We start from the raw sequence: 20,662 nt of genomic DNA on the forward strand, positions 1-20,662 counted from the left end.
TACTGGGTACTTGCGGTCCCGACTAGGTGTTCGAGGTTGCGATTCGGCAATCTGACGGGGAACGAACATCAGGAGGCAGCGGGTGAGTCGGCATATCCACGTGATCGGCATCGGCGCCGGGGACCCCGATTACGTGACCATTGCGGCGATCGAAGCCCTCAACGACACCCAGGTGTTCTTCGCGATGGACAAGGGCGAGGACAAGAGCGATCTGGTGGCGCTGCGACGGGAGATCTGTGCCCGGTTCATCCGCGAGCCGGACTACCGATTCGTGCAATTGACCGATCCGAAGCGGGCGAACCCAGGCGACCAGCAAGGCGATTACCGCGAAGCGGTGTCCGACTGGCACGCGGCGCGGACCCGGATCTGGGCGCGGGCCATCGCCACCGAACTGGGACCCGACGGTATCGGTGCATTCCTGGCCTGGGGCGACCCGTCGCTGTACGACAGCACGCTGCGGATTCTCGACGCGGTCGCGACCGAGGTCGACTTCACGTATGACGTCATTCCGGGCATCACCGCCATCCAGGCGCTGACGGCTCGGCACCGCATACCGCTCAACGACGTCGGTGAGCCCGTGCTGATTACCACCGGCCGGCAGCTGCGCACGCACGGATTGTCGGGCTCGGCGGTGGTGATGCTCGACGCCGACTGCAGTTTTGCGAACTGTTCGGCCGACACCCGGATCTGGTGGGGTGCTTACCTGGGTACCGACGACGAATTGCTGGTGGCAGGCACTGTCGGCGACGTCGGGCCGCGCATCGTGGCGCTGCGGTCGCAGGCTCGCGCCCGGCACGGCTGGATCATGGATACCTATTTATTACGGGCGCCGTGAGCCTCGATGGACACTTGACAGTCGCGATCGGCAAACTGAATATGTGCCCGAACTGCCCGAGATCGAAGCGCTGGTCGACCACTTGCGGCGCCATGCCGTGGGTTCGACCATCGGACGCGTCGATGTCGGCGCGCTGTCCGTCCTGAAAACCTTCGATCCGCCGATCAGCGCGCTGGGCGGTCTGACCGTCACCGGCGCTACCCGCTGGGGTAAGTACCTGGGGCTGCAGGCCGGAAATCTGTTGCTGATCGCCCACCTGTCGCGCGCCGGCTGGTTGCGCTGGTCGGACAAGCTTGCCCCGGCGCCGCTGCGGCCGGGCAAGGGGCCGATCGCGCTGCGGGTGCACCTGGGTGTTCCCGGTAGTGCACCGGGCTTCGACCTCACCGAGGCCGGAACGCAGAAGCGGCTGGCGGTCTGGCTGGTCGACGATCCGGAGCAGGTGCCGAGTATCGCCGCGCTGGGCCCGGACGCCCTGGATCTGAGCGCCGACGACCTGGCCGGCCTGCTGGCCGGCAACACCGGGCGAATCAAGACCGTCATCACCGACCAGAAGGTGATTGCCGGGATCGGCAATGCCTACAGTGACGAAATCCTGCACGTCGCCAAGATCTCGCCGTTCGCGACGGCCGGGAAGCTGACGGCAGAACAGCTCGCCACCCTGCACGACGCCATGATTTCGGTGTTGACCGACGCGGTGAACCGCTCCGTCGGCCAGGGCGCCGCGATGCTCAAAGGGGAGAAGCGCTCCGGACTGCGAGTGCACGCGCGCACCGGGCTGCCGTGCCCGGTGTGCGGGGACACCGTGCGGGAAGTGTCGTTCGCGGACAAGTCTTTTCAGTACTGCCCGACGTGCCAGACCGGCGGCAAGGCGCTGGCCGATCGGCGGATGTCGCGGCTGCTCAAGTAGTCGATCGGCCGGGACTTGACACCTGTCGATATGCTGCCCGGGTGACTCGCCAGAAGATTCTTATCACCGGCGCCAGTTCCGGCCTCGGCGCCGGCATGGCGCGTTCCTTTGCCGCGAAAGGTCGCGACCTGGCGCTGTGTGCCCGCCGTACCGACCGGCTCGATGAGCTGAAAGCGGAGCTTGCGCAGCAGCATCCCGCGATCAAGATCGCGGTCGCGGCCCTCGACGTCAATGACCACGAGCAGGTGCCGAAGGTCTTCGCCCAACTCCGCGACGAAATCGGCGGCATCGACCGCGTGATCGTCAATGCTGGCATCGGCAAGGGCGCCAAGCTGGGTTCCGGCAAGTTGTGGGCGAACAAGGCGACGATCGAGACGAACCTGGTGGCCGCGCTGGTGCAGATCGAATCGGCGCTGGAGATATTCACCAAGACCGGCTCGGGGCACCTGGTGCTGATCTCGTCGGTGCTCGGCAACACCGGAGTCCCCGGCGTCAAAGCCGCCTACTGCGCAAGCAAGGCGGGGCTGAAGTCGCTCGGCGAGTCGTTGCGCGCCGAGTACGCCAAGGGCCCGATCAGGGTCTCGGTGATTGAGCCCGGGTATATCGAGTCGGAGATGACTGCCAAATCGGCCAGCACAATGCTGTTGGTGGACAACGAAACCGGGGTCAAGGCGCTGGTCGACGCCATCGAGCGCGAACCCGGCCGCGCCGTGGTGCCGCGGTGGCCGTGGGCACCGCTGGTGCAGCTGATGCGGGTGCTGCCGCCGCCCCTAACCAAGCCCTTCGCCTAGCGGTCAGTGTTCTGTGGGCGTGTAATGCTCTGCGTCACTGGTAAATTCGGGCTTGCCGTACGTTGCTAGCCGGAGCTTGAGCAGCCCGATCACGTAGGCGTCGGTGATATCCCGCAGCACGGGGATGCGGCTGGCGTGGCTAACGGCGGTGAAACGTCCGATGATGAATGGCGCGGTCAGCGCGATGCGCACGAGATCGGTCGGCGCCAGTGAGACACCCATCGCCTCGGCGATTTCGCGATCGCCATTGCAGAAGGTGCGCACGAACGTGAACTTGCTGAAGCTCTTCTCGACCGCGTCGGCGCAGCGGTCGAACAAGGTGGTGTCGGGGCGCAGATAGGCCGCCATCGTGCCGCGGACGAGTTCTTGGCAGATGGTGTCGAATCCGTGGCGCAGCAATGCCGAGCGCGCGTGCATGACATGGATGATGTCGGCGGGTTCCGACGGCAGCAGTTCTTCTGGCAGGCCGAGCAGAAAGCAGCGATACCTGGCGAATTCGACGACGGAGCGTTCTTCGGCGGTGAATTTGGTGCGGCCCTGCTGACTTGCCTTGCGGGCCAACAAGTATTGGCCGATCATCCCGGCGGGCATCTGGTCGACCTGCGGCACCGGCATGCCGTAGATGGCGACATCCCATTTGTCGGATTTCTTCAGCGCGTTGTAGCGGACCATCGAGTGCATCAGCCGGACCATGGCCGCGGCTTCAAAGCCCGGGCCGTGGCGATCCAGCGCGCCGGGCAAGGTGGTGACGGCGAAGAAACTGGCCGTTTCGTTGACGCGCCGGGCGGCCCGCTTGCCGGAGAGCGCGCCGGTCAGGGCCATCGGCAGCGCGGCGTAGGTATTGGTGAATGTCGCGACGAAGGCTCCGCGCGTGATGAACGGGGCCAGTAACGCGGCGGGGATGCGTTCCTGGCGAGCACCTTCGCGCACCAGGTCGAAGTCGATCCACTCCGGGGTGGCCTCCATGGCGGCGATGAACGACACCAGCTCGGGGGGTGCGTCGGGCACCGCCTCGAATCCATGCCGACAGGCCGTCGTGAGCATGTCGATCAGGCGCGTGACGCTGTGCGTGGTCATCAGCGCCGCATAGGGATCGGCGACGACATCGCCGAGCAGGGTGGCTGTGCTCATCAATTCGACGATGCGGTCGTCTTCGAGGATCGGTGCCCGGTCCGCGATCCACGGGGGCAGGGCGGTGTCGACGTCGGGCTCTGTGGCCAGTCGATCCGGCCGCTGGTCGAAGTCGAAGTTGCCGTAGAGGTCGGGCTGCAAATCGCGTTGACTGTGGACTCGCTGCGCGAGTTCGGGGTAGTACGTGACCCTGGACATGGCAGGCAACCTCCACTAACTAACAGTTAGTGAGTAATACTCACAAGCTGTTAGTTATGCTGTCAAGCGTGACTGAGGTGAACCCGAGGCGCCGCATGAGCGCCGAGGGGCGGCGCGAGCAGATCCTCGACGTTACGCACGCGATCGTCGACGCCGAGGGTTTCCACGCGGCCACACTGAACCGCATCGCAGGGCAGGCCGGCATCGATCGCTCGTTGATCTATCAGAAGTTCGGCGACCTGGCGGGGCTGTTCGTCGAGCTGATCGACCGTGAGGCGGCGCGAGCCGGTGCCCAATTCACCGAGGCGATCTCTGGGTTGGAGGCGGCCGCCGAAGATCAGTCGTTTGTGCTGGCGTTCGACGGTGTGCTGGCCGCCGTCGACGCGCATCCGGCAACCTGGCGGCTGTTCATGTTCCCGCCGCAGGGCGCTCCGCCGGAGTTGTATGCGCGGCTGGCTCAATCCGAGGCCGCCGTACTCGACTTCTTCGTCCGTGAACTGCTGCGCACCAATCCCGGAGTGCATGACCCTGAATACACCGCCCGGATCCTGCATGCCTCCGGTCGCGAACTGCTGCGCCTACACCTGTCCGATCCGCAGTCGGCGACCGTGGAACGCCTGCGCACCTTTGTGCGGCGAATCGGCTCCGACGTGGTGAGCGTCTAGCCGACCCGCCCTCGTTCGGTCCGGTAACGACGGACCAGGGCGTCGGTCGAACTGTCCGACTGCGGCGCGGGGGAGGTATCACTGGTGAGCACCGGAAGCAGCGCCTTGGCCTGCGTCTTGCCCAGCTCGACACCCCACTGGTCGAACGAGTCGATACCCCACACCACGCCCTCGGTGAAGACCTGGTGTTCATAGAGCGCAATCAGCTGCCCCACCGCCGAGGGAGTAAGCCGGTCACCCAGAATCGACGTCGACGGCCGGTTGCCGGGCATCACCTTGTGCGGAACCACCTCAGCGGGGGTGCCCTCTGCGGCGATTTCCTCGGCGGTCTTGCCGAACGCCAGCACCTGGGTCTGCGCGAAGAAGTTGCTCATCAACAGGTCGTGCATGCTGCCGGTGCCTTCGACGGTGGGCAGGTCGTCGGTGGGCTGGCTGAAGCCGATGAAGTCGGCCGGTATCAACCGAGTGCCCTGATGCAGCAATTGGTAGAAGGCGTGCTGGCCGTTGGTTCCCGGCTCGCCCCAATAGATTTCACCGGTGTCGGTGGTAACCGGTGTTCCGTCGGCGCGCGTCGACTTGCCGTTGGACTCCATGGTGAGCTGCTGCAGATACGCGGCAAAACGCGCCAGGTCGTTGGAGTAGGGCAGCACGGCGCGCGACTGCGCGCCCATGAAGTTGGAGTACCAGAGACCGATAAGGCCAAGCAGGACAGGCGCGTTGGACTCCAGCGGCGCGGTTTTGAAGTGCTCGTCGACGATGTGGAATCCGGACAGGAAATCAGCGAAGGCCTGGCGGCCGATCGTCGCCATCAGCGACAGCCCGATCGCCGAATCGACCGAATAACGTCCGCCGACCCAATCCCAGAAGCCGAACATGTTGTCGGTATTGATGCCGAATTCGTCGACCAGGCGTTTGTTGGTTGAGACGGCAACGAAATGCTTCGACACCGCGGCGTCGCCGAGCGCCTCGGTCAGCCAGCGGCGCGCGGCCGTCGCATTGGTCAGCGTTTCCAGCGTGGAGAATGTTTTCGACGCGACGATGAAAAGCGTTGTAGCGGGGTCCAAATCGGCGAGTTTTGCGACCAGGTCAGCGGGGTCGACATTGGAGACAAAGCGTGCCGAAATTCCCGCATCCACATAGTGACGCAGCGCCTGATATGCCATCACCGGGCCCAGGTCGGAACCGCCGATGCCGATGTTGACGACGGTGCGGATTCGCTCCCCGGTGGCCCCGGTCCATTCCCCGCTGCGCAGCCGGTCGGTGAAGTCTCCCATCGCGTCGAGCACGCTGTGTACATCCTCGACGACGTTTTGGCCGTCAACAACCAGCTCGGCATCCCGGGGCAACCGAAGCGCGGTGTGCAGGACCGCGCGATCCTCTGAGGTGTTGATGTGCACTCCGGAGAACATCTGGTCGCGGCGCTCTTCGAGATTGGCTGCGCGGGCCAGGTCGGTTAGCAGCCGCAGCGTCTCGCGGGTGACGCGGTGCTTGCTGTAGTCGATGTAAAGATCGCCGACCGCGAGGGTGAGGTCGCGGCCGCGTTCGGGGTCGTCGTCGAAGAATTGGCGGAGGTGGGTTTTGCCGATTTGTTCGTGATGCCTACGTAGGGCGTCCCACGCCGGAGTGCCGGTGATATCGGGGATGGTGAGCACGGAGGTCATAGTTCGACCCTAGTGGTGACTTACGGGCCACAGCCACCGCTAATGGGCAGCACAATCTGACCCAGCAATACAAAAAATTAGCGGTATCCCACCCTCGGTATCGAGGATGCTCAGTGGCCGAGCCGGCCCCTGCCCAAGCGCAGCAGCAGCATCGCCAGGTCTTTACCTTCTGGGCCGAGCTCGCCGTAACGCTGGATGACCTTCATCTCGCGGCTGTGCACCAGTCGGGTGCCGCCGGAGGCCATCCGGGCCCGGCCGATCTCGCGAGAAACTTCAGCGCGCCTTCGGACCGCGGCGAGTATCTCGGCGTCCAGCCGGTCAATCTCTAGGCGCAACTCTTCAATGTTCGCCAACTGTTCAATGTCGATCATCTCGACGCTCATCCCTACACCCCCGTGTTGTTTTGCTGTTGTTCTTTTCGTCTTGTTCGCTATTGGGCTTCGAAACGTTAGCCGTCTGGAAAAAGTTCGAGCCCTGAATCCGAAGGCGGACCACAGGGCTCTAGCAATCACAGCTAGACCATGGGCACCGCTGGCCGGTACCCATAGAAAAATCGGCGACGCCACTCAAGGAGCGAGAGACGGCGATGGAGCTGCGCATTGTCCATGTTACGAGTGTGCCACATGCGCGGACACGCGGGAGCAAAACGAAAACATGATTGCACTCAACCTTGCTATGTCATCCTAGCCTGGGCCCTTGCCGTCAGACGTCGGCGGTAAATTTAGGCGGACATGACTGCGCACGCAACCGATGCCAAGCTCGCCGCCGAGATCGATCAGCTGCTCGACGGTCTCAATCCACAACAGCGCCAAGCGGTGGTCCATGAGGGCTCGCCACTGCTGATCGTGGCGGGTGCGGGCTCCGGGAAGACCGCGGTGTTGACGCGTCGCGTCGGCTATCTGATCGCCGCGCGCGATGTCGGTGTCGGGCAGATCCTGGCCATCACCTTCACCAACAAAGCGGCAGCTGAGATGCGTGAACGGGTGGTGCGACTGGTCGGCAACCGTGCTCGCGCGATGTGGGTGTCCACGTTTCACTCGACCTGCGTACGCATCCTGCGCAACCAGGCTTCCTTGATCAAAGGTCTCAATTCCAACTTCTCGATCTACGACGCCGACGATTCGCGGCGGCTGCTGCAGATGATCGGGCGCGACATGGGCCTGGACATCAAGCGGTACTCGCCGCGACTGCTCTCAGTCGCCATCTCCAACCTCAAGAACGAGCTGATCGACTCGGATCAGGCTGTGTCCAACCTCACGGAAGATTCTGACGATTTGGCCCGCACCGTGGCCTCTGTCTACGGCGAATACCAGCGGCGGCTGCGGGCGGCCAACGCGCTGGACTTCGACGACCTGATCGGCGAGACCGTCGCGGTACTGCAGGCATTCCCGCAGATCGCGCAGTATTACCGACGCCGCTTCCGGCACGTCCTGGTCGACGAGTACCAGGACACCAACCATGCCCAGTACGTGTTGGTGCGGGAATTGGTCGGACGCGACGACGAAAATGCGTCCGACGATGCCGTGCCGCCCGCAGAGTTATGTGTGGTCGGCGATGCCGATCAGTCGATCTACGCGTTTCGCGGCGCCACCATTCGCAATATCGAAGAGTTTGAACGCGACTATCCCGACGCGACCACTATTCTGCTCGAGCAGAATTACCGGTCGACGCAGAACATTCTTTCGGCAGCGAATTCGGTAATCGCGCGTAACTCCGGGCGCCGCGAGAAGCGGCTCTGGACCGACGCCGGCGAGGGAGAGTTGATCGTCGGTTATGTCGCGGACAATGAGCATGACGAGGCCAGGTTCGTCGCCCAAGAAATTGATGCGCTCGCGCAGCGCGGCGACATTACCTATAACGATGTAGCCGTCTTCTATCGCACCAACAACTCGTCGCGCTCGTTGGAAGAGGTGTTCATCCGCGCCGGGATTCCGTACAAGGTCGTCGGGGGAGTGCGGTTCTACGAGCGCAAGGAGATCCGCGACATCGTCGCCTACTTGCGGGTGCTGGACAACCCCGGTGACGCGGTCAGCATGCGGCGCATCCTCAATACCCCGCGACGCGGTATCGGCGATCGTGCCGAGGCGTGCGTGGCGGTCTACGCCGAGAACACCGGCGGTGGTTTCGCCGACGCGTTGGCGGCCGCGGCGCAAGGCAAAGTCCCGATGCTCAATTCCCGTGCAGAGAAAGCGATTTCGGGCTTCGTTGAGCTGCTCGACGAGCTAAGGGGCCGCCTCGATGACGATCTCGGCGATCTGGTGGAGTTGGTGCTGGAACGCACCGGATACCGTCGGGAACTGGAGTCCTCAACCGATCCGCAGGAATTGGCCCGATTGGACAACCTCAACGAACTCGTAAGCGTCGCACACGAATTCAGTATCGATCAGGCAAACGCCGCCGCGCTCGACGAATCCCTGCAGCCCGAAGACGAAGACGTGCCCGAAACCGGCGTGCTGGCGTCATTTTTGGAACGAGTGTCGCTCGTTGCCGACTCCGACGAGATACCGGAGAATGCCGCCGGCCTGGTGACGCTGATGACGTTGCACACCGCGAAGGGTCTGGAGTTCCCGGTGGTGTTTGTCACCGGCTGGGAGGACGGCATGTTCCCGCACATGCGGGCGCTTGACGATCCGTCGGAACTATCCGAGGAACGACGGCTGGCCTACGTGGGTATCACCCGCGCCCGACAGCGGCTGTATGTAAGCCGGGCCATCATCCGGTCCTCCTGGGGGCAGCCGATGCTGAACCCGGAATCGCGCTTCCTGCAAGAGATTCCGCAAGAATTGATGGAGTGGCGGCGCACCGCACCCGCCCCGTCGTACAGCGCGCCCGTCAGCGGTGCCGGGCGGTTCGGGACGCCGCGCGCCGCGCCCACCCGCTCCGGGGCACCTAAGCGTCCGCCGCTGGTGCTGGCACCCGGCGATCGGGTGACACACGACAAGTACGGGCTGGGCCGCGTCGAGGAGGTCTCCGGCGTCGGTGAGTCGGCGATGTCGCTGATCGATTTCGGCAGCGCTGGGCGGGTCAAGCTGATGCACAACCACGCCCCGGTGAGCAAGCTCTAGGCGGTGGCTACTCCTGCAGCCATTCTTTGGTCTGCGGGCGCATAGCCAGCACCACAGTGGCGATCGGGAGCAGCGGGAAGGCGTGCACGATCCACGCGACGCGTGCGCCCGCGATGAACACGCCGCCGTAGGTCAACACCGCGACCACCGCACCCGTCAGGATCAGGTAGCGGCCCAGCGGGCGACGCTGCAGCAGCATGATCACGCCGGCGACCGTGGTCGTCGCGAAGACCAGCGCGAGGAATGCGATCGCGATGCAGAACAGGCGATCGGTCCGCCACCAGCCGGCGATCAAATCGGTGGCCACCACCGACGTGGCCCATCCGCTGACAATGCTGACCGCGGCGACGGCGGTCACCGTCCGCGGAGTGGGTTCATCGACCGGGCGGCCCGGCAAGCTGCTATGCGCCGCCGCGCGAGTCGATCCTTGATCGGGTGCGGCCTGACGCGGCAGGTGCGTGGTCGGGGATTCGGGGATCGAGGGGAGCGGTCCGGTGGGAGCACGCCGAATGATCCGTGTCCGTGATTCGGCGGGCGTCTCGGGTGCAGGGTCGTTCGGCGCGGTCACCTCAACCAGCGTAATTGCCGACGAAAAGTCCTCGCTTGGCCAGCCACGGCACCGGATCGATTCGTTCGGTGCCGCCTTGCAGCACCTCGAAGTGCAGGTGCGGGCCGGTGGAATTGCCTCGGTTGCCCATCGTGGCGATCTGGTCGCCGGCCATCACGCGCTCACCGACGCTGACCAGTGCGGTGTTGATGTGGCCGTACAGGGTGACCGTGCCATCGGCGTGGCGCAGCTTGACCCACATTCCGTAGCCGGCGGTCGGCCCGGCGTCGATGACTACGCCGTCGGACACCGCGACGATCGGCGTGCCGATCGCGTTGGCGAGGTCGATGCCGGCATGCAGCACGCCCCATCGATACCCGAAGTTCGACGTGAATATCCCGTGGGTGGGCATGACGAACAGCGGCTGCTGCAGCCGTGCCTCGCGCTGGGCACGGTCGTTGGCGAAGGCCACGCCCTTGGCGAGCTCCTCGTTGTGCAGTGCGCTTGCCACGGGCTGGACCGCGATCACCTGGGGGCCGCGGGTGGTGTTGCCGCTGGATCCGCCGGTCAGCGCCGACGCGTTGGCGATCAGCACGGTCTCGGTGTGGGTGGTCTCGGCTTGGCTGGTCGCTGTGTGTGCCGCAGCGGCCGCCGCGCCGGCGGCCATCGCCGAGATCAGCACGCGGCCGCGCGCCGCACTGGTCGGCTGCTTGCGGTGCTGTCCGCGGCGTGCGACACCGACGACGTCGGTGACGTCCGAGCCGGCGTCCAGCTCGAGGGCAAGCTCGGACAGGGCCTCGTTGGTGGCAGCGGGGGTGGGGGCCGCCAGCCGCAGAGAAATCAGATTGTCGACGTCAGCCAGGTCGTCGAGCTCGGGAGCGAGCAGCACCTGAGTTTCGTAATCGAACGTCGAGTCGTCGCTGAGGTCCAGGTCGTCGAGTTCGATGACGTCCGCGAACTCCAGGTCATCGAGGTCAAAGCCGTCCAACGGCAGAATCTCGGTGACTTCGTTGCGATGAGGCGGTGCCCAGTTTTCGCGGTGGAGGCGGCCAGCTCCTGACGACGCAGGAGAGCGCGCAAGACGGTGTTGGGACAACCTGAAATGTCCTCGTATCGTGACCATAATGTTATCTGGACTTTAGGACGTTAACTGTTTACCGATCCCACTGGCAACCTCGGCGGCAGATTGTGAACTGGATCACTTTTGGCTCCTCTTGGCGTGTCGTGAGCTGTGCCACATCGGTGGATGCGGCGGTAGCGGCTGTTTGGAGTGTGGATACAGTTCCACCGTGCGAGTTGCCGGTTCCGGCACCGCTGAGCTTTAGGCCTTGCAAATAACTCGAGCGAAGACAGTGAGTTCATGGACCTTTTCGAGTATCAAGCGAAAGAACTGTTCGTCAAGCACAACGTACCTACCACGCCGGGTCGGGTAACCGACACTGCCGAGGGTGCGAAGGAGATCGCGACCGAGGTCGGCGCTCCGGTGATGGTCAAGGCGCAGGTGAAGGTCGGTGGCCGCGGCAAGGCCGGCGGCGTTAAATTCGCCGCCACGCCCGACGACGCCTTCGAGCACGCCAAGAACATCCTCGGCCTGGACATCAAGGGCCACGTCGTGAAGAAGTTGTTGGTCGCCGAGGCCAGCGACATCGCCGAGGAGTACTACATCTCGTTCCTGCTCGATCGCGCCAACCGCACCTACCTGGCGATGTGCTCGGTCGAGGGCGGCATGGAGATCGAGGAAGTGGCCGCCACCAAACCCGAGCGGCTCGCCAAGGTGCCGGTGGATGCCGTCGCCGGTGTCGACCTAGCCACGGCCCGCTCCATCGCCGAGAAGGGTCACCTGCCGGCCGAGGTGCTCGACGCGGCGGCCAACACCATCTCCAAGCTGTGGGAGCTGTTCGTCGCCGAAGACGCCACGCTGGTTGAGGTCAACCCGTTGGTGCGCACGCCTGACGACCAGATCCTCGCGCTGGACGGCAAGGTCACCCTGGACGCCAACGCCGACTTCCGTCAGCCCGGCCACGTCGAGTTCGAGGACCGCGACGCCACTGACCCGCTGGAGCTCAAGGCCAAGGAGCACGACCTCAACTACGTCAAGCTCGACGGCGCCGTCGGCATCATCGGCAACGGCGCGGGTCTGGTGATGTCGACGCTCGACGTCGTCGCCTACGCCGGCGAGAAGCACGGTGGGGTCAAGCCGGCCAACTTCCTCGACATCGGCGGTGGCGCGTCGGCCGAGGTGATGGCCGCGGGACTTGACGTCATCCTGCACGACAAGCAGGTCAAGAGCGTGTTCGTCAACGTGTTCGGCGGCATCACCTCCTGCGACGCCGTCGCCAACGGAATCGTGACCGCGCTGAACATGCTCGGCGACGAGGCCAACAAGCCGCTCGTCGTCCGTCTCGACGGCAACAACGTCGACGAAGGCCGCCGCATCCTGGCTCAGGCCAACCACCCGCTGGTGATCCAGGCCGAGACCATGGACGCCGGCGCCGACAAAGCCGCCGAGCTGGCGAACAAGTAAGGGAAACAAGCCATGTCCATATTCCTGAACAAAGACTCGAAAGTAATCGTCCAGGGCATCACCGGCGGTGAGGGCACCAAGCACACCGCGCTGATGCTGAAGGCCGGCACCCAGGTGGTCGGTGGTGTCAACGCCCGCAAGGCCGGCACCACCGTGTCGCACGTGGACGCGAAAGGCAAGGACGTCGAGCTCCCGGTGTTCGGCAGCGTCGCCGAGGCGATGAAAGAGACCGGCGCTAACGTGTCGGTTGTTTTCGTGCCGCCGAAGTTCGCCAAGGACGCGATCATCGAGGCCATCGACGCCGAGATCCCGCTGCTGGTGGTCATCACTGAGGGAATTCCGGTGCAGGACAGCGCATATGCGTGGGCCTACAACGTCGACAAGGGTCGCAAGACGCGCATCATCGGGCCGAACTGTCCCGGCATCATCACCCCGGGTGAGGCGCTGGCCGGTATCACCCCCGCCAACATCAGCGGACCCGGGCCTGTCGGGCTGGTGTCCAAGTCCGGCACCCTGACCTACCAAATGATGTACGAGCTGCGCGATTTCGGCTTCTCCACCTCGATCGGCATCGGTGGTGACCCGGTAATCGGCACCACCCACATCGACGCGATCGAGGCCTTCGAGAAGGACCCCGAAACCAAGGTCATCGTGATGATCGGCGAGATCGGTGGTGACGCCGAGGAGCGGGCTGCCGACTACATCAAGGCCAACGTCTCCAAGCCGGTCGTCGGCTACGTCGCGGGATTCACTGCGCCGGAAGGCAAGACGATGGGCCATGCGGGCGCCATTGTGTCCGGCTCGTCGGGCACCGCGGCCGCCAAGAAGGAGGCCCTGGAGGCCGCCGGAGTCAAGGTGGGCAAGACGCCATCGGAGACCGCGGCACTCGCCCGGGAGATCCTCAAGAACCTTTAGTTCTTCACCGGGACTGTCCCCTACCTCCGGTGGGGGCCCCAGTCAGATCGCGATTTCATCGGAATCCGCGATCTGGCCGCAGTTTCGTTTTGGTCCCAGCCATCGGTTAGCCTGACGAACTAACCGTTGCCAGGAGGTTCGTCATGCCGGTCGATCCGCGTACTCCGGTGCTCGTCGGCGTCGGCCAGTTCACCGAGCGCATCGACGACCCCGACTATCGGGGCATGTCGGCGGTCGACCTCGCGACGGCGGCCGCGCGGGCAGCACTTGGCGACACCGGCGCCAAAAGCGTTGCGAAAGCCGTCGACACGGTCTTCGGGCTACGGCAGTTCGAGATTTCTGGACCGATGCCGGCCAGGCTCGGCAAGTCGAACAACTACCCGCGTTCGGTGATGAACCGTCTCGGCGGCGACCCGGCCCGCGTGGTGCTCGAACCAGTCGGTGGGCAGAGTCCGCAGAAGCTTGTCACCGAGGCGGGCAACGCAATCGCGGCGGGCGACGCCGACGTCGTACTGATCATGGGCTCGGAGCCGGGGTCGACGGCTCGCTACTTCGCCAACCGCGATGACAAGCCCGACTTCACCGAACACGTCGACGGTCAACTCGAGGATCGCGGCCACCAGATCTCCAGCTACATCGACGAATACACGATCCAGCACGGCCTGACCGGAGCGCCCGTGCAGTACGGCCTGCTGGAGAATGCGCGGCGCGCCCGCCTCGGGCGCAGCGTGGCCGACTATCGGCGCGAGATGGCCGAACTGTTCGCCCCGATGTCCAAAGTGGCTGCCAAGAACCCGCTTTCGTCGTCGCCCATCGAGCGGTCGGTCGACGAGATCATCACGGTCACCGACGACAACCGGATGATCTGTGACCCGTACCCCCGTCTACTGGTCGCTCGCGATCAGGTCAACCAGGGCGCAGCGGCCGTGCTGATGTCAGTGCAGGCAGCGACCCGCCTCGGGGTTTCCGAGGACAAATGGGTTTACCTGCACGGCCACTCGGACATGATCGAGCAGGCGATGCTGGATCGCCTCGACCTCGGCGCCAGCCCGGCTGCTGTCCATGCGGCCCGAGAAGCGTTGCGGGTAGCCGGAATCGGCATCGACGACATCGCCACCTTCGATTTGTACAGTTGCTTCCCCTTCCCGGTGTTCGTCATCTGCGAAGCCCTGGGCATCGACGGCGACGACCCGCGTGGCCTGACCCTGACCGGCGGACTACCGTACTTCGGCGGTCCCGGGAACAGCTACTCGCTGCACGGTATCGCCGAGACGGTCGCGCAGATGCGGGACAGGCCAGGGCAATTCGGCCTTGTCGGCGCCAACGGCGGCATTATGAGCAAGTACTCGGTCGGTATCTACTCGACCACGCCGGTGGGCTGGCGCACCGACAACTGCGCGGCGCTGAAGAGCGAGGTCGACGCCCTGCCGAAGGTCGACGTCACGAAAACGCCTGACGGGGCCGCGAGGATCGAGACGTATTCCGTGCGCTACGACTGGCCGATCCGCACCGGCATCATCGTCGGCAGGCTCGCCGCGGACAACAGGCGATTCATGGCCACGAGCGACGACGAGGATCTCGTCGCATTGATGTGCGACGGCGATCCACTCGGTGCGCAGATCTCGGTGTGGTCGACCGACAACGGCAACCGGGCCTCGCTGGGGTGAGCCCCGTCGTGCTTGCTCAGACCATCGACGAGAGCTTGCCCGCCAATCGCTCCACGTAGGTGGCGACCTCGTCTTCGGACTTGTCCGGCAGACCGAACAGCACCTCGGTGACCCCGAGCTCGGACCAGTGCGCCAGCTTCTCGGGCACCGGCTTGAAGTCCAGCGCCACGATCTGCGGAGCGCCGTCGCGGCCCGCCGCTGCCCAGGTGTCCTGCAACAGCTTCACCGGGGCGTCGATGTCGAAATCGCGGGGCGTGGTGATCCAGCCGTCGGCGCTGCGGGCGATCCACTTGAAGTTCTTCTCGTTGCCCGCGGCGCCCACCAGCACCGGGATGTGCGACTGCACCGGCTTGGGCCACGCCCAGCTGGGGCCGAACTTGACGAACTCACCGTCGTAGCAGGCTTCCTCTTGCGTCCACAGCGCGCGCATCGCCTCGAGGTACTCGCGCAGGCAGGTGCGGCGGCGCCCGGCCGGCACACCGTGGTCGGCCAGTTCATCGGTGTTCCAACCGAACCCGACGCCCAGGCTGACCCGGCCACCGGACAGGTGATCGAGGGTGGCGATGCTTTTCGCCAGTGTGATCGGGTCATGCTCGACGGGCAGCGCCACGGCGGTGGACAGCCGCACCCGCGACGTGACCGCGCATGCGGCGCCCAGGCTTACCCACGGGTCCAGCGTGCGCATGTACCGGTCGTCCGGCAGCGATTCGTCACCGGTCGTCGGATGCGCCGCCTCACGCTTGACCGGGATGTGGGTGTGTTCTGGCACATAGAACGTCGCAAAGCCGTGGTCGTCGGCGAGTTTGGCGGCGGCCGCCGGAGCGATGCCGCGGTCACTGGTGAAAAGCACGAGCCCGTAGTCCATGCACAGAATTAGAACGTGTTCTACCTGTGCCGAGCAACCCGCCCCCCACGGACGGCTTCCCCAACGAGGCGCGGCGGCGATCGGCCCAGGTCGCGCGCGGCTGCCGGTCGCTCCGGCGCGGGTGCCCGAACGTGCGCTAGCGTGGTTGATCGATCGCGCTTTACGCAAGCGCGGGCACGTCTTGGCATTTGGGAACGGCGGGCCCTGGAAGTGCAGCGCCGCACCGCAACAAGTGGCGTGGCGCCACACGAGGCCTTGAAGGCACTGCAAGCAACAGGAGGAGTCATGACCTACTCGCCCGGGAGTCCCGGATATCCACAGTCGCAGCCCGGCGGCTCCTACCCAGGCGCCACTCCGTCGTTCGCGAAGGCCGACGACGGCGAGAGCAAGCTTCCGCTGTACGTCAACATCGCGGTGGTGGTCCTCGGCGTGGCGGTATACCTGCTGAACTTCGGGCCGACCTTCGTCCTCAGCGCCGATCTCGGTCCGGCCGCCGGCGGACGCGCCGGTGACGCGGGCACCGCGGTCCTGGTCGCCGTGCTGGCCGCGCTGCTTGCCGGGCTGAGCCTGCTGCCCAAAGCGAAGAACTACGCGGGCGTGACGGCGGCCGTCGCCGTCCTGGGCGCCCTGCTGGCGATCGCGGAGGTGATCAACACCCCGACCGGATTCGCCGTCGGCTGGGCGATGTGGCCGCTGGTGGCATGCAGCGTGCTGCAGGCTGCTGCCGCCGCCGTGGTGCTGCTGCTGGATGCGGGCGTTATCACCGCGCCGCCGCCCCGGCCCAAGTACGACCCGTACGCGCAGTACGCGCAGTACGGTCAATACGGCCAATACGGCGGTCAGCAGCACGGCGGCTACTACGGTCAGCAGAGCCCGCAGCAGCACAATCCGCAGTCGGGGGGATACGGATCGCAATACGGCGGCTACCCCTCGAGCCAGGCCCCGACGCAGAGCGCGATCCCGACCAGCGGCGGCTTCGGCGCCCAGTCGGCACAGCCCGGAGCGCAGCAGGGACCATCCACGCCCCCCACCGGATTCCCGAGCTTCAGCCCGCCGCCGTCGGTCGGCGGTACGGGCGCGCCGTCCGAGCAACCCGGCGACCAGCCTTCATCGCCTTCTGGACCGGCTCCGGCTTAACCGCGAGCTCTCGCGCCTCGTAGGGCACGTGCGCCAAGAGTGACACGGGTGGAGGAGAACCGGGCAGCGGGCGCTCGCCAGGCGCGTGATCTCGTCCGGGTCGCGTTCGGCCCGGCGGTACTCGCGCTGATCATCATCGCCGCGGTCACGCTGCTTCAGCTGCTGATCGCCAACAGCGACATGACCGGTGCCCTCGGGGCGATCGCCAGCATCTGGCTCGGCGTGCACGGGGTGCCGATTTCGATCGGCGGCCGCGAGTTGGGCGTAATGCCGCTGCTGCCAATCCTGTTGATGGTGTGGGCGACCGCGCGCACCACGGCGCGGGCTACCACCAGGTACTCGTCCTGGCTCGTGGTCCGGTGGGTGGTCGCGTCGGCGCTGGGCGGCCCGATGCTGATCGCCGCGATCGCGCTGGCCGTCATCCATGACGCGTCCACGGTGCTCACCGAGCTGCAGACACCGAGCGCTTTGCGCGCATTCGCCGGCGTCCTGGTGGTGCATGGCGTCGGCGCCGCGATTGGGGTGGGGGCCCGGGTGGGCCGCCGGGTGCTGGCGGTGGCGTCGCTGCCCTACTGGCTGGGTGATTCGCTGCGTGCCGCGGCGGTCGGCGTGCTCGCGCTGTTCGGGCTCTCCGGGCTGGTGACGGCGGGGTCGCTGGTTGTGCACTGGGCCACGATGCAGGACCTCTACGCGATCACCGATTCCATATTCGGCCAGTTCAGCCTTACCGTGCTTTCGTTGCTGTACGCGCCCAACGTCATCGTCGGCACTTCGGCGGTCGCGGTCGGGTCCAGTGCGCATATTGGTTTTGCGACATTCAGTTCGTTCACCGTTTTCGGCGGTGACATTCCGGCGCTGCCCGTCCTGGCAGCGGCTCCCACGCCACCGCTGGGGCCGGCGTGGGTCGCGCTGCTGATTGTGGGGGCGTCGTCGGGTGTGGCCGTCGGTCAGCAGTGCGCGCGGCGCCCGCTCCCGCTGATTCCCGCCCTGGCCAAGCTGCTCGTCGCCGCGGTAGGCGGCGCCCTGCTGATGTCGCTGCTGGCATTCGGCGGCAGCGGCCGGCTGGGCAACTTCGGCGACGTCGGGGTGGACCAGGGCGGCCTATGGGTCGGCACCTTCTTCTGGTTCGCGGTCGTCGGCTGGGTCACGGTGGTGATGACCGGCGGGATAAGCCGCCGGCCCCGGCGGCCCAAATCCAAACGCGCGCCCGCGCCGCCGGCCGGGGGGGCACCTCCCGCTCGCGGGGGAGAGCCGAAGGACTTCGCGGACGTCTTCTCCGAGCCCGAGCCCGCTGCCGAACACGACCTGCTGCCCGACGACGAGGAAGCATTCACCGAGCCGACGCTCGCCGAACCCATGCCCGGCGAGCCCGCGTTCGACGAACCCACTCCGCACCCGCCCGCACCCGATGAACGGGCGCCCGACGAACGCGACTCCGGGGACTAGCCTCGCTTCGGCCGGTCGTATCGTGCGCCGCGCGTCGTCGTTAGTAGGCTCGCGATGTGGTCGAACCGCTCCGCGTGCCCCCGAGTGCGCCGGCGCGACTGCTGGTGCTGGCGTCCGGCACCGGATCACTACTGAGTTCGCTGCTGGCCGCGGCTGTCGATGACTACCCCGCACGAGTAGTCGCCGTCGGCGTGGATCGCGACTGCCGGGCCACCGAGATCGCCGCAGCCGCCAAGGTGGCGACCTTCACCGTCCGGCTTGGCGATCACCCGAACCGCGATGCCTGGGACGCTGCCATCACCGAGGCCACCGCCGCGCACTCGCCCGATCTGATCGTCTCCGCTGGATTCATGAAAATCCTTGGACCACAATTTCTTTCACGATTCTGTGGACGAACCCTCAACACGCACCCGGCGCTACTGCCGGCATTCGCGGGAGCACATGCCGTGCCTGACGCGTTGGCTTACGGTGTGAAGGTCACGGGTTGTACGGTGCACCTGGTAGATGCCGGCATGGACACCGGGCCGATCCTGGCGCAGGAGCCCATTCCGGTGCTCGACGGCGACAACGAAGAGACATTGCACGAACGCATCAAAGTTGTCGAACGGCGACTGCTGGTGGATGTGGTGGCCGCGATCGCTAATCGCGGCGTGACCTGGATCGGACGAAAGGCGACCATAGGATGAGCACCGACGAGTCAAGGAGAGCGATTCGCCGCGCGTTGATCAGCGTCTACGACAAGACCGGGCTGGTAGAACTCGCCCAGGGTCTCAGCGCTGCGGGTGTCGAGATCGTTTCGACCGGATCTACCGCGAAGGCGATTGCAGGCCAAGGGATTCCGGTGACACCCGTAGAGCGGCTGACCGGTTTCCCCGAGGTGCTCGACGGCCGGGTCAAGACACTGCACCCACGCGTGCATGCCGGACTGCTGGCCGATCTGCGCAAGCCCGAGCACGCCGCGGCGCTCGAGGAGCTGGGAATCGAGGCGTTCGAGCTGGTCGTGGTCAACCTGTATCCGTTCAGTCAGACCGTCGACTCCGGCGCGGGCATGGACGAATGCGTCGAGCAGATCGACATCGGCGGGCCGTCGATGGTTCGGGCTGCCGCGAAGAACCATCCCAGCGTGGCTGTGGTCGTCGACCCGCTCGGCTACTCTCGCGTGCTTGCCGCGACCCGCAACGGTGGATTCACCCTGGCCGAGCGTAAGAAGCTGGCGTCGCTGGCCTTCCAGCACACCGCGGAGTACGACATCGCGGTGGCGAGCTGGATGGAGTCGACCCTGGCGCCCGAACATCCGGAGACGACGTTTCCGCAGTGGTTCGGCCACAGCTGGCGCCGCTCGGCGATGCTGCGCTACGGCGAGAACCCGCACCAGCAGGCGGCGCTCTACGTCGATCCGGGCGCTTGGCCGGGGCTTGCTCAGGCAGAGCAGCTGCACGGAAAAGAGATGTCCTACAACAACTTCACCGACGCGGATGCGGCATGGCGGGCAGCTTTCGACCACGAACAGACTTGCGTGGCAATCATCAAGCACGCCAACCCGTGTGGGATCGCCGTCTCCTCGATTTCGGTCGCCGACGCACATCGCAAGGCCCACGAGTGCGATCCGCTCAGCGCATTCGGGGGCGTCATCGCGACGAATACCGAAGTCAGCCTTGAGATGGCCGAATACGTCAGCACCATCTTCACCGAAGTGATCGTCGCCCCGGCCTACGCGCCGGACGCCCTCGACGCGCTGACCCGCAAGAAGAACATCCGGGTGCTGGTGGCCTCCGAGCCGCTGGCCGGTGGTTCCGAGCTGCGGCCGGTAAGCGGGGGGCTGCTGATGCAGCAACGCGATCAGCTCGACGCGCACGGCGACAACCCGGCCAACTGGACCTTGGCGACGGGTTCGCCGGCCGACCCGCCGACGCTGAACGACCTGGTCTTCGCCTGGCGTACCTGTCGCGCGGTCAAGTCGAATGCGATCGTGATCGCGTCCGGTGGCGCCACCATCGGCGTCGGCATGGGCCAGGTCAATCGCGTCGATGCGGCGCGGCTGGCCGTCGAACGCGGCGGCGACCGGGTCGGTGGCGCGGTGGCGGCGTCGGACGCGTTCTTCCCGTTCCCCGACGGGCTGGAAACGCTGGCGCACGCCGGAGTCAAGGCGATCGTGCACCCCGGCGGCTCGGTGCGCGACGAGGAAGTGACCGCTGCGGCCGCCGCGGCGGGTGTCACCTTATACCTCACTGGTGCTCGTCACTTCGCGCACTAAGCAGCACGCGGGGCGCACCGCGGAGCGGTAAAGCCGGTGCGCATGACGCACATT

The 20,662-nt window shown here is 65.7% G+C and carries 18 protein-coding genes and 1 pseudogene; 13 read left to right on the forward strand and 6 right to left on the reverse strand.

Features of this window, described 5'->3' with window-relative positions; translation table 11 throughout:
* Positions 1-82: 82 nt before the first annotated feature.
* The 4 genes and pseudogenes from cobF to DB708_RS21700 all read left to right on the forward strand — a co-directional run bounded on the left by cobF (position 83) and on the right by DB708_RS21700 (position 2,533).
* Entirely contained in the window at positions 83-835 is a 753-nt protein-coding gene (gene cobF, locus DB708_RS21690; RefSeq protein WP_108925549.1) for a precorrin-6A synthase (deacetylating), read from the forward strand.
* A gap of 43 nt (positions 836-878) precedes the next feature.
* Positions 879-1,124, forward strand: a pseudogene (locus tag DB708_RS28025) (DNA-formamidopyrimidine glycosylase family protein); the annotation flags it as partial.
* Positions 1,125-1,274: 150 nt separating this feature from the next.
* Complete coding sequence (locus DB708_RS27805) at positions 1,275-1,742, forward strand: zinc finger domain-containing protein (RefSeq protein ID WP_235616892.1); 468 nt, start codon at positions 1,275-1,277, stop codon at positions 1,740-1,742.
* Positions 1,743-1,783: 41 nt separating this feature from the next.
* A complete protein-coding gene (locus DB708_RS21700) occupies positions 1,784-2,533 on the forward strand; it encodes an SDR family oxidoreductase (protein WP_108925551.1) in 750 nt (249 codons plus the stop codon).
* A gap of 3 nt (positions 2,534-2,536) precedes the next feature.
* Here the strand turns inward: DB708_RS21700 and DB708_RS21705 are convergent, their stop codons facing one another.
* Positions 2,537-3,862, reverse strand: a complete 1,326-nt coding sequence (locus DB708_RS21705) for an oxygenase MpaB family protein (protein WP_108925552.1) — start codon at positions 3,860-3,862, stop codon at positions 2,537-2,539.
* Positions 3,863-3,957: 95 nt separating this feature from the next.
* Here DB708_RS21705 and DB708_RS21710 point away from each other — a divergent pair, with 95 nt between their 5' ends.
* The gene (locus DB708_RS21710; RefSeq protein ID WP_165839894.1) at positions 3,958-4,527 is read left to right on the forward strand and encodes a TetR/AcrR family transcriptional regulator; all 570 of its coding nucleotides are present in this window, start codon (positions 3,958-3,960) and stop codon (positions 4,525-4,527) included.
* On the opposite strand, the gene pgi is transcribed toward DB708_RS21710, so the two are convergent.
* Both pgi and DB708_RS21720 read right to left on the reverse strand, forming a co-directional pair.
* On the reverse strand, positions 4,524-6,188 hold the full coding sequence (gene pgi, locus DB708_RS21715; RefSeq protein ID WP_108925554.1) for a glucose-6-phosphate isomerase: 1,665 nt from the start codon (positions 6,186-6,188) through the stop codon (positions 4,524-4,526). The two genes, DB708_RS21710 and pgi, sit on opposite strands and share 4 nt — an antisense overlap.
* 110 nt (positions 6,189-6,298) lie before the next feature.
* Positions 6,299-6,622, reverse strand: coding sequence for a chorismate mutase (locus DB708_RS21720; protein ID WP_261859521.1), 324 nt, complete (start codon positions 6,620-6,622; stop codon positions 6,299-6,301).
* Between the two features lie 297 nt (positions 6,623-6,919).
* Here DB708_RS21720 and pcrA point away from each other — a divergent pair, with 297 nt between their 5' ends.
* Positions 6,920-9,253, forward strand: a complete 2,334-nt coding sequence (gene pcrA / locus DB708_RS21725; protein WP_108925555.1) for a DNA helicase PcrA — start codon at positions 6,920-6,922, stop codon at positions 9,251-9,253.
* 7 nt (positions 9,254-9,260) lie between these two features.
* On the opposite strand, the gene DB708_RS27810 is transcribed toward pcrA, so the two are convergent.
* Together DB708_RS27810 and DB708_RS21735 are read right to left on the reverse strand one after the other, a co-directional pair.
* Positions 9,261-9,821, reverse strand: a complete 561-nt coding sequence (locus DB708_RS27810; protein ID WP_235616889.1) for a hypothetical protein — start codon at positions 9,819-9,821, stop codon at positions 9,261-9,263.
* Position 9,822: 1 nt separating this feature from the next.
* Entirely contained in the window at positions 9,823-10,896 is a 1,074-nt protein-coding gene (locus DB708_RS21735; protein WP_235616890.1) for a M23 family metallopeptidase, read from the reverse strand.
* Positions 10,897-11,160: 264 nt separating this feature from the next.
* Here DB708_RS21735 and sucC point away from each other — a divergent pair, with 264 nt between their 5' ends.
* The 3 genes from sucC to DB708_RS21750 all read left to right on the forward strand — a co-directional run bounded on the left by sucC (position 11,161) and on the right by DB708_RS21750 (position 14,906).
* Positions 11,161-12,324: an ADP-forming succinate--CoA ligase subunit beta gene (gene sucC / locus DB708_RS21740; RefSeq protein WP_108925557.1), complete on the forward strand. Its 1,164-nt coding sequence runs from the start codon at positions 11,161-11,163 to the stop codon at positions 12,322-12,324.
* 12 nt (positions 12,325-12,336) lie between these two features.
* Positions 12,337-13,239 carry a succinate--CoA ligase subunit alpha gene (gene sucD / locus DB708_RS21745; RefSeq protein ID WP_108925558.1) on the forward strand — a complete coding sequence of 301 codons (903 nt, stop codon included), beginning with the start codon at positions 12,337-12,339 and terminating at the stop codon, positions 13,237-13,239.
* A gap of 143 nt (positions 13,240-13,382) precedes the next feature.
* On the forward strand, positions 13,383-14,906 hold the full coding sequence (locus DB708_RS21750) for an acetyl-CoA acetyltransferase (RefSeq protein WP_108925559.1): 1,524 nt from the start codon (positions 13,383-13,385) through the stop codon (positions 14,904-14,906).
* A 16-nt stretch (positions 14,907-14,922) separates the two neighbouring features.
* Here DB708_RS21750 and DB708_RS21755 read toward each other — a convergent pair whose 3' ends face one another.
* Entirely contained in the window at positions 14,923-15,771 is an 849-nt protein-coding gene (locus DB708_RS21755) for an LLM class F420-dependent oxidoreductase (RefSeq protein WP_108925560.1), read from the reverse strand.
* A 285-nt stretch (positions 15,772-16,056) separates the two neighbouring features.
* On the opposite strand from DB708_RS21755, the gene DB708_RS21765 reads away from it, so the two are divergent.
* From DB708_RS21765 to purH, 4 genes are read left to right on the forward strand one after another with little or no spacing between them, the layout of a single operon-like run.
* Positions 16,057-16,908, forward strand: coding sequence for a DUF5336 domain-containing protein (locus tag DB708_RS21765; protein ID WP_108925562.1), 852 nt, complete (start codon positions 16,057-16,059; stop codon positions 16,906-16,908).
* 48 nt (positions 16,909-16,956) lie between these two features.
* The gene (locus tag DB708_RS21770) at positions 16,957-18,354 is read left to right on the forward strand and encodes a cell division protein PerM (protein ID WP_235616893.1); all 1,398 of its coding nucleotides are present in this window, start codon (positions 16,957-16,959) and stop codon (positions 18,352-18,354) included.
* Between the two features lie 56 nt (positions 18,355-18,410).
* Positions 18,411-19,040: a phosphoribosylglycinamide formyltransferase gene (purN, locus tag DB708_RS21775; protein ID WP_108925563.1), complete on the forward strand. Its 630-nt coding sequence runs from the start codon at positions 18,411-18,413 to the stop codon at positions 19,038-19,040.
* Positions 19,037-20,608 (forward strand): bifunctional phosphoribosylaminoimidazolecarboxamide formyltransferase/IMP cyclohydrolase, encoded by a 1,572-nt coding sequence (gene purH, locus DB708_RS21780; RefSeq protein WP_108925564.1) that lies wholly within the window; start codon positions 19,037-19,039, stop codon positions 20,606-20,608. Before purN ends, purH begins: the two co-directional genes overlap by 4 nt.
* The last annotated feature ends 54 nt before the right edge of the window (positions 20,609-20,662 follow it).

This window comes from Mycobacterium montefiorense (assembly GCF_003112775.1).
GTDB lineage: Bacteria > Actinomycetota > Actinomycetes > Mycobacteriales > Mycobacteriaceae > Mycobacterium > Mycobacterium montefiorense.

Excerpts from the sequence above, each read along its gene's own strand:
- DB708_RS21765 (WP_108925562.1), top strand. The coding sequence starts at position 16,057 with ATGACCTACTCGCCCGGGAGTCCCGGATATCCACAGTCGCAGCCCGGC.
- sucC (WP_108925557.1), top strand. The coding sequence starts at position 11,161 with ATGGACCTTTTCGAGTATCAAGCGAAAGAACTGTTCGTCAAGCACAAC.
- DB708_RS21705 (WP_108925552.1), bottom strand. The coding sequence starts at position 3,862 with ATGTCCAGGGTCACGTACTACCCCGAACTCGCGCAGCGAGTCCACAGT.
- sucD (WP_108925558.1), top strand. The coding sequence starts at position 12,337 with ATGTCCATATTCCTGAACAAAGACTCGAAAGTAATCGTCCAGGGCATC.
- pcrA (WP_108925555.1), top strand. The coding sequence starts at position 6,920 with ATGACTGCGCACGCAACCGATGCCAAGCTCGCCGCCGAGATCGATCAG.
- purH (WP_108925564.1), top strand. The coding sequence starts at position 19,037 with ATGAGCACCGACGAGTCAAGGAGAGCGATTCGCCGCGCGTTGATCAGC.
- DB708_RS21750 (WP_108925559.1), top strand. The coding sequence starts at position 13,383 with ATGCCGGTCGATCCGCGTACTCCGGTGCTCGTCGGCGTCGGCCAGTTC.
- DB708_RS21710 (WP_165839894.1), top strand. The coding sequence starts at position 3,958 with ATGAGCGCCGAGGGGCGGCGCGAGCAGATCCTCGACGTTACGCACGCG.
- DB708_RS21755 (WP_108925560.1), bottom strand. The coding sequence starts at position 15,771 with ATGGACTACGGGCTCGTGCTTTTCACCAGTGACCGCGGCATCGCTCCG.
- pgi (WP_108925554.1), bottom strand. The coding sequence starts at position 6,188 with ATGACCTCCGTGCTCACCATCCCCGATATCACCGGCACTCCGGCGTGG.